Genomic DNA, 14,859 nt, shown 5'->3' on the forward strand with positions numbered 1-14,859 from the left:
CCTGCGAGTTGAATTGTGTGATTTAGATCTCTTTTATTTTAAACACTTTTAAACACTTTTCACAGGAATTCAAAGGCAAAGTGCAGGGTTTTTATGTAGTCTAAAAGTCGTAGAACCCGCGATTTGGAATACTTTTTATTCATTTAGTATGGATTTTAGACATTGAAGCCGAACATAAATCAAACAGGAAGGTCTTTTTTTAAGACATCAATACTGGCAGCGCTACTGACGCTACCCCAGTTTGGGTACGCAGCGACGGCAAAATCTACTCTGACGTTGCAAGACATTATGCACTTTGAGCAGATCACTGAGCAGGCGTTAGACCCTGCTGGCAAAGTATTAGCTTACAGTGCCGCGCCAGACCGTGGTGATAGCCGTGGTGTGGTCAAGCTATTGAGCAGTGGTAAAACTTATAACGTGGCCGGGGGGAGTAAGCCAACACTTTCTGCCGACGGCGCTTACGCCGCTTTTATTGTTAAACCATCTCTATTAGCCAGCGAGCAGGCCAGCGCCTCTGAGCGCAAAAAGCTGACTGATAGCTTAGTGTTGGTGAACACTGCTACTGGTGAACAACAGCAATTCGGTCGTGTTAAATCCTTCGCCTTTAGTGAAGATGGCAAGCAATTGCTGGTATGGCATAAAGCTGAAGATGCCGACAAAGCCAAGGATGATGATAAGTCTAACGCTGATACCGCCAAGGATAGCAAAGCCAAAGTGTCGCCCGCTGATCGTGGCAGCGAACTGACGCTGATAGAGTTAGCCAGTGGCAAGCAGTATAGCTTTAATGATATCAGCGCGTGGAGCAGTGCTTTCGATAACCGCTATGTGGCGCTGGCGCAAAACAATACCGAGCAGCAACTGCACAAGTTGCTGTTAGTGCGTTTGGATGGATTTAACGTCGCCGAATTGGTTAATAGTAAAACGCAGCAGATTGGTACGGTAGCTCTGAGCCGCGATAGCCAATACTTGGCCTATACCTCGGGCGATGCGGCTACCGATATCGACCAAAGGCTGTATCAACTGTCGCTGTATACCCTCGGCGAAGGTAAATTCCAACAGGTGCAAACCGCAGCGGCCGATGCCGATGGTTGGCGTATTAATCGTTATGTAAGTCTCAGTTTTTCTGCGGATGGGCAACGGTTGTTCTTTGGCCGAGTTCCAGAGTTAAGCCAGCAACTCACTGTGCCGAAAGTGACTAAACAGGCAGACCTTTACGATGAAAGCGTTATTCGTGGTCAACGTGGTTTGAATGTATGGCATGGCGATGACTCGCTGATTAAACCCAACGAGATCAAGCATTATGCAGACGAACTGAAACGGACCTATTTGGCCGTATTGCATGTGAAGTCCGGCAGTGTAGTACAACTTGCCGATCGCCAAGTGCCCGACATTGAACTAACGCAGCAACGTCGATTTGCCTTAGCCAGCTCTGATGTGCCATACCGTAAAATGATCACATGGGCAGGATTTTATCAAGACTGGTATCTGGTGGATTTAAACACGGGTAAGCGCGAGCTGGTATTGGCGCAACAACCGTCGGCCAGCGAGCCAATTTTGTCGCCGCAAGGCAAATATATTGCTTACTATCAGCATGGCAACATCTACCTGTATGACATCGCTGAAGCGCATAAAGTGCAGCTCAACTCTGCCATTAAAACGCCATTTTCGGATGAAGACCATGACTATCCTTCAGCCGCGCCTGGTTACGGTTTTGGCCCATGGCTAACTGATGATGAAGGGTTATTGGTCTACGACAAATACGATATTTGGCAGTTTGATACTCGCTCGCATCAAGGTTTTATGCTGACGGGCGGAGTAGGGCGCAAACAGCAAGTCAGCTATCGCGTTGAAGCATTGGCGCAGCCAGACTCAGCGTTTGAGCCAACGGTGGCTGATAAGCAAACGCTGTTGCTGCAGGGCTACAACAACCACACTAAAGCTGACGGCTTTTATAGTGCGTCGGTGGGCACTGCGGGGGTTACGCCGCTACTCAACAAAGATGAAAAGCTGACAGTATTAGCGCGAGCCACTAAAGGAAATACCTTGCTGTTTAGCCAGCAGCGTTATGATCTGTTCCCTGATCTGTATAGCGCCACGGTGACTCAGCCTGCGTCAGCGACCAAGCAAACGGATTTAGACAAGCAACGTCGCGCATTACCATGGGGTAAAGCGGAGCTGTTGCGTTGGCGTGATGGTGATGGCCGCGATATGGATGGCGTAGTTATCAAACCCGCTAACTATCAATCTGGCAAAAAATATCCCGTGATGGTGTATTACTACCGCTTTATGAGCGACCGTTTACATGCGTTCCCGGATATGAAAGTCAATCATCGTCCTAACTTTGCTTGGTATGCGGCTGATGACTATGTGATTTTCCTGCCGGATATTCGCTTTGAAGTCGGTTATCCCGGTATCAGCTCTGTCAAGGCGCTGACCAGCGCAGTGAATAAGCTGATTGATAGTGGCATTGCCGATCCTAAACGTATCGGCTTGCAAGGGCATTCATGGAGTGGCTATCAAACCGCGTTTGCGGTGACTCAAACCAATATGTTTGCTGCAGCGGTTGCGGGTGCACCTGTCAGCAACATGACCAGTGCTTACAGTGGCATTCGTCTGAGTTCAGGCTTGGCACGTCAATTCCAATATGAAACTGGCCAAAGCCGTATTGGGCAAAGTTTGATGGCCGCGCCGCAGAAATACATTGAGAACTCACCCGTGTTTTATGTCGACCGCATTCAGACGCCGTTGCTGATCATGTTTGGTGACCGCGATGACGCGGTGCCATATGAGCAGGGGATTGAGATGTACATGGCGATGCGCCGAGCGGGTAAAAACGTCATCATGCTGCAGTATGAAGATGAGCCGCATCATCTGAAAAAGTATCCTAACAAGTTGGATTACACCATCAGAATGAAGCAGTATTTCGACCATTATTTAAAAGGTCAAGCGGCTGCCCCTTGGATTACCGAAGGCGAAGCGTACCGTGAGCCAAAGGCTGAGTAAGTCTTACCAATAGTAAAAACGCAGCCAGTTGGCTAATGCCACTCGCTTAAGAGCGAGTGGCATTTTTATCTCTAGAGCGTGATGGATATTTCTGTTTAGCAAACGCATTGAGGCGATATTTCTGGCAAAAACTCGGCGTTAATCTTTAACTCTGTAGAGAATTTGTATAAAAAATCGGCCTCAACAATGTTGAGACCGATTATGACGTCTGCTCAGGATCGTTCAATGACTTAAAGCGATCTGCATTAGTCAGTTGGCTGCTTTTTTGTTAGATGATCAATCAATTGGTTGTACTCGTTGGTGTTGGTTGCAGATACTGCTGATAGGTATCTTCACCCCAAGCTATGAGTTGATCATTTACAAATAGCAGCGGTGTGCATTCATCGCGGGTCAGTTGTCCATCAGCCACTTTACGTTGGGTTTGATAGAACAACACGCGTAGCTGCTTATCGCCACTGACTTTCGCCTCAGAGAAATCAGGGTGTCCCATATGGAGCTGAATTTCACTCAGCGGCTCGCCAATCTGTAATTCGCTAATTTTACCGCGGTTAAATGCTTGCCTATCTTCCCAATCCATATCGTCGGGGGATGGTTCATAGACCATCAAAATCACGCCGACAAAGGTTAAGTAGGCGAGAAATATTCCACCAATCAGCACCGGAATTTTGCTTTTCATTACCGTCCCTTAATTCAATCTTCTGCCCGTATCATCTACTGAATTGCCAGTGATATTCAACCGGCAATTGTAAGATAATTTGGCGTGATATGAATAAAAGGTTAATTTCGCAGGCGGTAGTCACTTAACCGGACATGTAGCGATAGGTCGGTTTTTAGCTTGGCTAACTTGTAGCTGAGCCGCGCTATATCTCGGCCTTCCGCCAGTTTTTGTGCTTGCTTCGGCCCCAGTTTATCAATCGCATTGTAGATATTGGCCAGTGAGCGGTAGGTACGTAATAGCTCGGCCGCTGACTTCGGGCCGATCCCGCTAATGCCGGGGATCTTATTGCCACTGTCACCGCTCAAAGCGGCAAAATCTAATAGCTGATGACGTGAGATCCCAAGTTTGTGTTCCAGTGCGGCGATATCCAGCCACTGATTGGCGAAGTAATCCCACTGATTAACTGATTTCAGGTTAAGCTGCGCAAAACCTTTATCGGTAGACACAATAATCGCTTCACCGCCTGATTGGCTGAGTTTATAGGCGAGGGTAGCGATGACATCATCGGCTTCAGAGTCCGCCATCAAGGAGTTAAAGCCTTGACTGGCAAAATGTTCAATAAGCGTGGGTAAACCTTGTGCCAGTGATTCTGGCATTGGCTTACGCCCTTTCTTGTAGTCGGGGTAGAGTTGTTTGCGCCACGACATTTCAGTGCCGTCCCACACCATCACCACGTGGCTTGGTTGGTGATGCTGGCACAGTTTACGGCAAGCCGCGAGTGTGCGCTGCTCAAGGGCTTGCATGTCTTGCTGATCGGGTTGCGCCGCTAAAATACGGCGCACCAGATTCATTCCATCGATAATTAAAAGTCGGTTCATTTGCTAATTTGGTAACAGGGCGTATAAGCGTTGCCCGGTAATTTCATCCGTTGTTGGTCAACAAAGGCGGACAATAACTTGTCCATCAGTGCCATCAGCGCCGCGTCGCCGCGCAACTGAAATGGGCCATGTTCTTCCACTTGCTGCATCGTTTCCGCTTTGACATTACCCGCCACAATTCCCGAAAACGCTTTGCGCAAGTTGGCAGCCAGCTGCGCTTTTTCTTGGCCGAAGTGTAAGTCTAATGATTCCATTGCCTCGTGGGTTGGCTCAAACGGCAACTGGAAGTCTGGAGCAATGGTCAGTCCCCATTGGTACTGATAAGAGTCACCGGTATGTTTGCGGTGCTGTTTGACTTGCTCCATCGCATGGCGCATCTGTCGCGCAACCTCTTCAGGGTTATCAATAATAATCTGATATTTGCTTTGTGCTTCTTGGCCCAATGTAGCCCCGATAAACGCATCTAGCTCTTCAAAATAGGCCGCGCTTTCGTTCGGTCCCGTCAGGATCAATGGAAACGGGATCTCACGGTTTTTCTCATGCAGCAGAATACCAAGCATATACAAGAGTTCTTCCGCAGTACCGGGGCCGCCGGGGAAGATGACAATGCCATGGCCCATACGTACAAAGGCTTCAAGGCGTTTTTCAATATCTGGCATGATCACCAGTTCGTTCACGATCTGGTTAGGTGGCTCTGCGGCAATAATGCTTGGTTCGGTCAGGCCAATGTAGCGTGGATTATGAATACGCTGTTTTGCATGGCCGATAGCGGCGCCCTTCATTGGGCCTTTCATGGCGCCGGGGCCACAGCCGGTACAGATATCGAGTTTTCTTAAGCCAAGTTGATAGCCCACTTCTTTGGTGTATTTGTACTCAACTTGGTTGATGCTATGGCCGCCCCAACACACCACTACATTAGGATCTTGTATCGGCGATATAGCGCGCGCATTACGCAAAATATCAAACACCATGTTAGTGATGTGGGTTGGGTCGGTTAAGTCGATATGTTTGAGGTTATTGAATTTGTGGCGCACGTAGATTATGTCGCGCAGTACCGCAAACAGGTGTTCTTGAATACCTATGATGATCTGTTCGTCTACAAACGCACTGACGGGTGGATTGACCAACTCCAGTTTAATACCGCGTTCTCGACGTAAGATATTGATGGCAAAATTGTTATACATGGCAAACAACGATTTGGCATCATCTGTTTGGGCGCCAGAGGAGAGTACGGCCAGTGAGCAGTTGCGATATAGCTGATATAGCTCGCTGCTGGCGCCTTGTTTGAGGCTGTCTACTTCTAGTTGAGACAGTTGGTCCATACTACCGCGTGGACTGATTTTGACGATCATTCTAACTCCTTTTTATCAGGTACAGGAGTTGTTCCATCAATCAATAATAACCCTGTCCCTGCTTTCGTGTTTGGCTTTATAGAGCGCAGCATCGGCTCGTTCAAAAGTTTCGAGGATATGCTCACCGTCGATAATTTTGGCAGCGCCGACAGATAATGTAACTGTAATACGCTGATTTTTAAATTTAAATGGAATATTTTTAATTTTTTCACGCACGCGGTTGAGCAGGCGTCCTATATCGGTGTGAGAAACGTCAGGCAGCAGCATGACAAACTCTTCGCCGCCGTAGCGGGCGACAAACTCGGTATCGCGCAGTGAGTTCTTGAGCGCCATGGCGATCACTTGCAACGTTTTATCACCCGTGGTGTGGCCAAAGTTGTCGTTGATCGATTTGAAGTGGTCAATATCCGCTACAGCGACCCATAACGGATTGCGGTGACGTTGGTAATGACGATATTCCTGTTCCATCCGTTCATCAAGTGCGGCGCGGTTAGGTAACTGCGTTAGACTATCGAGCAGATTGAGTTTTTGCTGTTCAAATAGTTTCTCTTTGTACGATGAGGTTTCGGCGGTGAGTTCGCCAATCTCTTGCCGCAAAGCATCTACTGATTTTTTCAGCAGTGCCACTTCGCGTAACTCTAACGTTTCTTTACGTGACAAACTGGTGCGCAGCACCGCTAATTGTTCAATCACGTGCTGCTTCATCTGTGCGGTTTCTGAAAAGTTGTCTAGACCAGCCTCAACATTATCGACTTGACCATTAATATCGCGGTTAAGCTGTTGCTTGAGCTGCTGGCTGCGCTGGGTTTGCACAAAAGATTCGTTAATTGAATCGCGTACCGAGACTAGCGCTTCATTCAAGGCAAACAGAAACTCATGCGATGCGCTTTTCTCTGCCGCAATGTTGTTGAGCAACATGCTCATAATGGTTTGATATGCTTCCAGCAAGGCATCGATATCAATCTCGTCTGCCAGCTGCTCTTTGATGACCAATACCTGATCGCGTTGCGCTTTAGAAAAATCGATCTCAGAAATTATCTGCGCTAATTCATGGGCGAGTTGGCGATACTTAGGCAGATAGTTAACCGCGGTATTTTCGTCAAAACACAGGGCTAAAGTCTGTTCGTAAAAGGCTACCAGCCGTTCCACTTTGGGAATATAGTCCCATACTGTGTGGAAGGGTTTAGCGAGATCTTGTTTGAAGTAGCCCAGCTCTTTACGCAGTTTATCGGGCACATCTTCCACGCGTTGCAGCTGCCGACTAAAGCGGGACAAGCCATCACGGCCCTGTTCCAATTTGGTCATTACATGGTGGTAGTGGTGTTTTAATAAACGTTCAATATCGACCAGTTCAGGTAGAACATCATCAATTTTATCAAGGTCGTTAATGGTGACGCGCAGCTTTGCCAGTTTATTGTCGAGTTCTAAATTCTGGCCTTTACAGGCAAGGCTTAGATGACCAATGAAACTCGATAAAGCCCGGAGTTTGGCGTCTCTATCTTCTGTCAATTCAGCTAGTGAGGACTGAGCTGCCGCTAGTCTTTCTTTGTACAGCGCGCTCTGTGACAGGCTTGCACTCGCTTCTTTCATTCTAGTGTCATTCCTTCGGCGTTCGATAGCGTTGGGAGGTGGGCTCTATTTGAGCATCGCCTTCAATGCACTTAGCTTTTCAATAAATGGTATAGCAAATCCCTGCCACTGCAAACGATTCCATCCAATTGCCATTGGCTAGATCAAACAATATTAGCGACTGTTGACCTTAGTCGCGCATTTTTGCTGCAGCCGTCATGTGAGAGGTTCATTAAACCGCCTAGAGTGTGTTGATCTTTGTTGATTTATTAGTCGCAATACATCGGTAGCCACATCATTACACACGCCAGAGTAACCATACTTTGGTAATTCCTTGCTAGTTTGTCATAGCGAGTGGCTACCGCTCGGTACTTCTTCATCTTCATGAAAGCGTTCTCAACCAGGTGTCGGTATCCATATAAGCACCAGTCCATATCGTGGTTTCCTTCAGTGCTATTTTGCTTCCGCGGGATCTGAGATTGGCTACCTCTATCTTCAATAAAGCCTCGAAGTGGATTACTGTCATAGCCCTTGTCGGCAATGACCTGTTGCGCTGTCGGCGCATGACTAACTAAGCTCGTGGCATGGACAATATCGTTAACCTGACCACCTGATAATTCGAAATAAACTGGCAAACCGCCACTATCTACCACTAAATGAATTTTAGTTGAGTTTCCACCTCGGCTTTTACCTATAGCTTCTTCATCTTTGCGTCCACTTCGCGCACTATCCTGATGTGCTTTGACAATACTGCCATCGATGAACAACCATTCTGTATCACTGTCTTGTGCTAAGCAGTGAAGTAGTTTGTCTATAACACCTTTTTTTGACCATAAGTTAAATCGTGTTCCAGAGACCAAACTCTGGCGGTAAATCTCGCCACTGGATACCAGTTCGCATTCGATAGAGAATACCTTCTAGGGTATTTCTGTGTTCGTACTTGTTGTAAACGCGCCCACTTTCGGTGAGTACATGTTTTAACTTTTTCCATGCGTTATCTGTTAACATTGTTCGCGGCATAGCATCATCCTAGGTGTAAAGATTTTTAGCGAAACCATTATACCTTGATGCTATGCCGTTCATTTCTTACACAAAGATCAACACTGCCTAGAGAAAGCAATAGGTTACAATTTACCAACATCTCTGCAATCAACCCCTATCTATTCACGGTATGCTAATCCCGAAAGCACAATATTGGATTACTACCGTTTGGGGTAATCAACATAACGATAAATAGGGAAAGCATAATGAAAACACCTTTATTGCTGGTCGCCATGTTCGCGGCACCAGTATTGGCAGACCCGTTCTCACCACTTGATGTATTCGATCTGGAGTATGCCACCAGCCCACAAATCTCCCCAAACGGTAAACAGATTGTCTATGTGCGTACCGCAATGGATATCAAAACCGACCATAGCTACGGCAATCTGTGGTTGGTAAATAGCAACGGCAGCCAACATCGTCCGATAACATCCGGCCCCAATAATGCGTCATCGCCAGTGTGGTCACCCGATGGCAAACAACTGCTCTATGTCAGCGATAAAGATGGCAGCAACCAGTTATATCTGCGTTGGTTAGACAGTGGTGACACCGCTCGCCTGACTAATGTAACCGGCTATCCCACCAATATAAGCTTCTCACCCGACGGCAAATGGATTGCCTTCACCCTACCCGTTGCCGCTCCGAGTAACAGCTTTGCCACTATGCCAACCAAGCCTAAAGGTGCGCAGTGGGAAGCCGATGCGACCGTTATTGATGACATGTTCTATCGCGCCGATGGCGCGGGATACCTCAATGATGATATTCGTCAGCTATTTATCATGTCAGCCAGTGGTGGTACACCACACCAGTTAACCCACAGTGCTTATAATCATGGTGGCGCCTACAGCTGGGACGCCGACAGTAAATCAATTGTCTACAGCGCCAACGAACATGACGACTGGGAATACCAAGCATCAAACAGCGAACTGTATCGCGTCACCATTAACGGTAAAACCACGCAATTAACTGATCGCAACGGCCCAGATAATTCCCCTAACGTGTCGCCCAACGGCAAATATATCGCCTATCTCGGGTTTGATGACCAAAAGCTGGGCTATCAAAACGTCAGCTTGTACCTGATGAATAAAGATGGCTCAGGGGCCAAGTTAATCAGTAGCAAGCTCGATCGCTCCATCAATGACATTGCCTGGGATGAACACAGTGACGGCTTATATCTGAGCTACGACGATCAAGGCCATACCAAACTGGCCTATACCACGCTAAGTGGCAAATTGAACGATATTACCGACGATGTTGGTGGCGAAGATATCGGCCGACCATACGCCAGTGGCAGCTTTTCTGTGGCGGATGGCCAACTGGCCTATACCCAAACCAGCACCAACCATCCAGCCGATATCGCCATTGTCAGAAAGGGCGATAAACCAAAGCGCCTTACGCGTCTAAATGATGATCTGTTTACCTTTAAAAGCCTTGGCAAAGTACAAGAGTTTTGGGTGAAATCCAGCGCTGACGGGCTGCCAATTCAGGGCTGGCGCGTATTACCGCCAAATTTTGATCCTAAAAAACGTTATCCGTTATTGCTAGAAATCCACGGTGGCCCATTTGCCAACTATGGTGAGCGCTTTGCTGCTGAAATGCAGCTGTACGCTAATGCGGGCTACGTGGTGGTGTACATCAACCCTCGCGGTTCAACCAGCTACGGCGCCGACTTTGCCAATAAAATCCACCATAACTACCCAAGCCAAGATTATGATGACCTCATGAGCGCGGTGGATGACACTATCGCCCAAGGTTATATCGATCAAGATAACTTGTTCGTCACGGGGGGCTCTGGTGGCGGCGTGTTAACTGCATGGATTGTTGGCACAACTGACCGCTTCCGCGCTGCGGTAGTCGCAAAACCCGTGATTAACTGGGCGAGCTTTGTGCTCACTGCCGATTTTAGCCCTTACTTTACTGAATACTGGTTCGATAAAATGCCATGGGAAGACCCAATGGGTTATTGGCAGCGCTCACCATTATCTCGCGTTGGCAACGTCACTACGCCGACCATGCTGATGACTGGCGAACAAGACTATCGCACGCCGATTTCCGAAACTGAGCAATTCTATCAAGCGCTTAAGCTGCGCAAGGTCGATACTGCTATGGTGCGAATCGCGGGCTCTGGCCACCACATTACCGCCAGACCATCCAACCTGATGCGTAAAGTGGTATATGTATTGGCCTGGTTTGATAAACATAAAACAGCGGATTAACCTCGGGAGCTGTTAGCCTTGCATGTTGGATGTTTGGTTCAATTCAAACCCGTTGTGTCCCTGTGACGCTTAATAAGCCGGACGCTACCAAGGTCAGCACCCACAAGCCAGATGCAAAAAGCAGAGCCTAGGCTCTGCTTTTTTTGACCGCAATTAACCGATTATCCATTCAGTGCTTGCTGATGCTGCGTAATTAAGCGCTTTAACCGCTCGGCACCTTTCACCTCAGCAACAGCATAGGTGTCGTCAGCCATCGGCTGCACCACCTGATAATAGCACTTAAGTTTAGGTTCCGTCCCCGACGGCCGCACGACCACACGTGACTGATCTTGCAGATGATAAATCAGTACATCACTGCTTGGTAAGGTAAGTGGGTGTTCACCTGCACTATCTATACGCACACCACGTTTAATATCTTCCACCGCAACCACCGAAATCCCAGCAATCTGCTGCGGCGGCTCGGCACGTAAACGGCTACCGATATCTGCACTATCTGCGTTCAACGCAATGCTAACTTGACGGTTTAAGTACATACCATGGGCACGATAGATCTCATCCAAATATTGCCAGAGAGTCTTATCTAGCTGCTGTAATTCTGCCATCAATTGCGCAAACGCCAGCAATGCCGTCAGTCCATCTTTATCTCGTACTAAACTACCAATGGTGTAACCCAGCGCCTCTTCATAGGCGAACAGGAACTGATGCTGTTCATCTTCCTGCTGCATGGCCACATTGGTTAGCCACTTAAAGCCGGTTAAGGTTGTATAGCTTTGACCGCCAGCGGCAGCGGCAATCGCCGCTAAGATAGAGGATGACACTATGGTCGTGCCCACAAGGCGCTGCTCTGCGGGTGCCTTACTCAACAGATAATGCCCCAACAACAAGCCGACTTGGTCGCCACTTAGCAGTTGGTAATCACTACCACGCTTTACCGCAACGGCTAAACGGTCTGCGTCAGGATCATTAGCACAAGCGATTAACGCATCGTGTTTACGCGCTTCATCAATCACCAAATCCATGGCGCCCGGTTCTTCCGGATTAGGGAATTTTACCGTGGGGAATGTACCATCCGGCTCTTGCTGCGCCGCCACTGAGTACACTTGATTGAAGCCTGCTTGCTTGAGCAGTCGCTTCGCCATTTTGGCACCCACACCGTGCATGGCGGTGTAGGCAATAGCAAAGTCGGTTGGAGCCTGCGATTGCAGTAATGCTGAGGCCGCCACCGCTTTAGCATAATCACTAAAAAAGGCTTCACTCAACCAGTGCAATAACTGTTGTTTTTCCGCTTGAGCCAACGGCAAGGTACGCACTTCCGTCGTGGCGGCCTGTTCAATGCGTGCAGCAATTCCTGCATCGTGCGGTGGAATAATCTGCGCACCATTTTCCCAATAAACTTTAAAGCCGTTGTATTCTGGTGGATTATGGCTGGCCGTGACAACCACTCCTGCGGCCGCGTTGAGGTGCTTCACGCCATAGGCGACTAGCGGCGTTGGACACACTTGATTGGTAAGATGTACTTCGATGCCGAGTGAGGTAAGCACCTCAGCGGTGTTATGTGCAAAACGTTGCGAATCTGGGCGGCCATCGTAACCAATAACCACTCCGCGCTTAGCAGCATCTGCCACTTGATCTAACAAGTAATGCCCCAAACCCGCCGCCGTTTGGCGGATCACCAGTAGATTCATGCGCGTTGGTCCTGCGCCTACAACACCACGTAATCCCGCGGTGCCAAAGGCTAAGCGGCCGTGAAAACGCTGTTGTAGCTCAGCCTCATCGCCTGCGTTGATTAATTTAGCCAGCTCATGTTGGGTGGCTGGATCTGGGTCAAGCGCTAGCCAGTTCTTTAACACTAACGCCAATTGGCTATCCATAGAATTACCTTCCAAAAACTTACTAGGGAATAAGGGTATGCAACTTATTGTTATGCCTCAAGGAAAACCTGACATTTCAGAAAACAGGTATAAAAAAAGCTGCCGCAGCAGCTTTTTTCAACAAATTACATATTATTGTTCAGCTTTCACATCACTCAGCGATTCTGCAGCAGAGTTAGTATGTGAATGGTGAGTGTTGGTCAAGCGACGCATCAGTGGCAATACCGCCAACGCAATGATGGTACAAATGACCGCCGCATAACCCAACTTATTAAACAGGCTGGTGTAGATGTCCAGCGTTTCCAGCGGGTCAGTCAGACCTTTGGGTACGCTAGCAAAGTTAGCTACCACGCCACCAAGGTATTGTGAAATACCTGAAGCAACGAAGTAAGCGCCCATCATAAAGCCACCCATACGTTCTGGTACGTAGCGAGCAATCATCGCCAGACCCAGACCCGATACCAGCAACTCACCTAATGAGTAAGCACCGTAGCCCCAGATCATCACCCATGAAGAAGTTTTACCGTCTACTGCGAACTGCCCTGCAAAGCCGTAGATGAAGAAGCCGATGGCCACAACGGCAAAACCAAGGGCAAACTTAGCGGCAATCGAAATATCTTTATTGTTACGGCCAGCCGTAGCGTACAGATAGGCTAACAGTGGACTCAACAGCATGATCCAGATGGGGTTCAATGCTTGGAACTGCGCTGGAGACCAAGTCCACAGGTGCATACCAAATACAGTGAAATCCCAATCGACGTTACGCAACGCAAACAGCGCCAGCGACGTGGACATCTGTTGATAGAAGACGAAGAAGAATACGGTTTGTACGGTCAATACTAATGCCGCAATCAAACCCGCACGTTCACTTGGCTCACTGGTACGAATCAAGTGAATAAAGATAGCCAATACCGCGATACCAGCAATGTACACGAAGATACGTGCCAGTGTTTGGTATTCAAGAATGATGGCAGACAGCGCTACTGACGCTAAAGCAAGGATCAATACTGCACCCAATTTCTTCTTATTCGCTGGATGATTGTCTGGCTCTGAACCGTACATTTTCAGAGTCTTGGCCATCAGTGCATAGTTACCTAAGCCAACTAACAGACCCACACAACACACGGCAAACGCGGCATGCCAACCATAGTGAGTGCCTTCATAGGTTGCATTCACATAGTCTTTAATCCACGGAGTCAACAACATGGAGATGGTAGAGCCAACGTTTACCGCCATGTAGTAGATGGTGAAAGCACTATCGATTTTAGAATCGTCGCCTTCATAGATTTTGCGAACTAAGTTACCAGCGTTGGGTTTAAACAAACCGTTACCGACAACAATTACGCCTAACGCAGAGAACAGGAACCAAGTGTTTTCGGTTGGAACCGTCATCAGGGCATAACCCAATGACAGGATTGCTGCACCAAGCAGCATGGTACGTTTTGTGCCGAGGACTTTATCGCCTACCCAACCACCAATAGCGGGTGACACATAAATCAAGGCGGCGCACGCACTCCACACCAAGTTAGCACGGTCATCGTCGAAGCCTAAACGTTGCACCATAAAGTACACGATCAGAGCTTGCATGCCGTAATAGCCGAAACGTTCCCACAATTCGATGAGTGACACCGTCATAAACGAATGTGTCTTACTCACCTTAGCCGAGCCAAGAGTCATATCGCTTGCTTCCATCATTGTTGTAATATAAACGCACAAAGTATATTTGCTGGATATGCTCTAGCCAATGGCGGAGTTCAACAAATATAGACTTTGTTACAAATAATCTGTCTACTTTTTGCTCAGCCATCAACAAAGTTTGATGTGAAGTGGCTTCGTGCCAAGAAAAAATGAAGAAGATTTATTAATTATTTATTTTTTATCAGATCGTTATATTGGTATTTGTTATTTTTTAGCCAACATATCTTTTAAACCCGCGAAAGGGCTATAAGTCGCAGTCGACTGTGCCGATTCGCGGGTATCGCCGTATTGTACCAGTTCTTCGAACCGAGCGTGCTCATTATCATGGCAATACAAGCAAAGTAATTCCCAGTTCGAGCCATCTGACGGATTATTATCATGATTGTGATCACGATGGTGTACCGTCAACTCCCGCAAATTTTTATGAGTAAATTCCCGAGCACAACGTCCACAAACCCATGGGTAGAGTTTTAGTGCCCGTTCCCGATAGCCCTGCTCACGTGTAGCTTGATACTCTTTTGCTTGTGCTAAAACTTGGTCTAACTTACTCGCTGTCGCCATGACAATGATATT

The 14,859-nt window shown here is 47.9% G+C and carries 9 protein-coding genes and 1 pseudogene; 2 read left to right on the forward strand and 8 right to left on the reverse strand.

All coding sequences use genetic code 11. The features are described 5' to 3' along the window. The first annotated feature begins 288 nt into the window (after positions 1 to 288). Positions 289 to 3,003 (forward strand): prolyl oligopeptidase family serine peptidase, encoded by a 2,715-nt coding sequence (locus ACN0TT_RS06480; protein WP_417761319.1) that lies wholly within the window; start codon positions 289 to 291, stop codon positions 3,001 to 3,003. 280 nt (positions 3,004 to 3,283) lie between these two features. Here ACN0TT_RS06480 and ACN0TT_RS06485 read toward each other — a convergent pair whose 3' ends face one another. The 5 genes and pseudogenes from ACN0TT_RS06485 to ACN0TT_RS06505 all read right to left on the reverse strand — a co-directional run bounded on the left by ACN0TT_RS06485 (position 3,284) and on the right by ACN0TT_RS06505 (position 8,480). Further along, entirely contained in the window at positions 3,284 to 3,679 is a 396-nt protein-coding gene (locus ACN0TT_RS06485) for a DUF3192 domain-containing protein (RefSeq protein ID WP_417761320.1), read from the reverse strand. Between the two features lie 101 nt (positions 3,680 to 3,780). Beyond that, complete coding sequence (xni, locus tag ACN0TT_RS06490; RefSeq protein ID WP_417761321.1) at positions 3,781 to 4,539, reverse strand: flap endonuclease Xni; 759 nt, start codon at positions 4,537 to 4,539, stop codon at positions 3,781 to 3,783. Beyond that, the gene (gene ppnN, locus ACN0TT_RS06495) at positions 4,536 to 5,891 is read right to left on the reverse strand and encodes a nucleotide 5'-monophosphate nucleosidase PpnN (RefSeq protein WP_417761322.1); all 1,356 of its coding nucleotides are present in this window, start codon (positions 5,889 to 5,891) and stop codon (positions 4,536 to 4,538) included. The genes xni and ppnN overlap by 4 nt, the downstream gene beginning before the upstream one ends. Before the next feature lie 36 nt (positions 5,892 to 5,927). Further along, positions 5,928 to 7,481: a diguanylate cyclase domain-containing protein gene (locus ACN0TT_RS06500; RefSeq protein ID WP_417761323.1), complete on the reverse strand. Its 1,554-nt coding sequence runs from the start codon at positions 7,479 to 7,481 to the stop codon at positions 5,928 to 5,930. A 248-nt stretch (positions 7,482 to 7,729) separates the two neighbouring features. Beyond that, positions 7,730 to 8,480 (reverse strand): annotated as a pseudogene (locus ACN0TT_RS06505) (IS5 family transposase). Positions 8,481 to 8,707: 227 nt separating this feature from the next. Here ACN0TT_RS06505 and ACN0TT_RS06510 point away from each other — a divergent pair. Then, positions 8,708 to 10,717 (forward strand): S9 family peptidase, encoded by a 2,010-nt coding sequence (locus tag ACN0TT_RS06510; RefSeq protein ID WP_417761324.1) that lies wholly within the window; start codon positions 8,708 to 8,710, stop codon positions 10,715 to 10,717. A gap of 161 nt (positions 10,718 to 10,878) precedes the next feature. On the opposite strand, the gene ACN0TT_RS06515 is transcribed toward ACN0TT_RS06510, so the two are convergent. The 3 genes from ACN0TT_RS06515 to ACN0TT_RS06525 all read right to left on the reverse strand — a co-directional run bounded on the left by ACN0TT_RS06515 (position 10,879) and on the right by ACN0TT_RS06525 (position 14,847). Next, positions 10,879 to 12,588, reverse strand: coding sequence for a phospho-sugar mutase (locus tag ACN0TT_RS06515; RefSeq protein WP_417761325.1), 1,710 nt, complete (start codon positions 12,586 to 12,588; stop codon positions 10,879 to 10,881). A 132-nt stretch (positions 12,589 to 12,720) separates the two neighbouring features. After that, positions 12,721 to 14,265, reverse strand: a complete 1,545-nt coding sequence (locus tag ACN0TT_RS06520; RefSeq protein WP_417761326.1) for a peptide MFS transporter — start codon at positions 14,263 to 14,265, stop codon at positions 12,721 to 12,723. Positions 14,266 to 14,490: 225 nt separating this feature from the next. Further along, positions 14,491 to 14,847, reverse strand: coding sequence for a YajD family HNH nuclease (locus tag ACN0TT_RS06525; RefSeq protein ID WP_417761327.1), 357 nt, complete (start codon positions 14,845 to 14,847; stop codon positions 14,491 to 14,493). Positions 14,848 to 14,859 lie beyond the last annotated feature (12 nt).

The sequence above is a fragment of the Shewanella sp. genome (assembly GCF_048265805.1).
Taxonomy (GTDB): domain Bacteria; phylum Pseudomonadota; class Gammaproteobacteria; order Enterobacterales; family Shewanellaceae; genus Shewanella.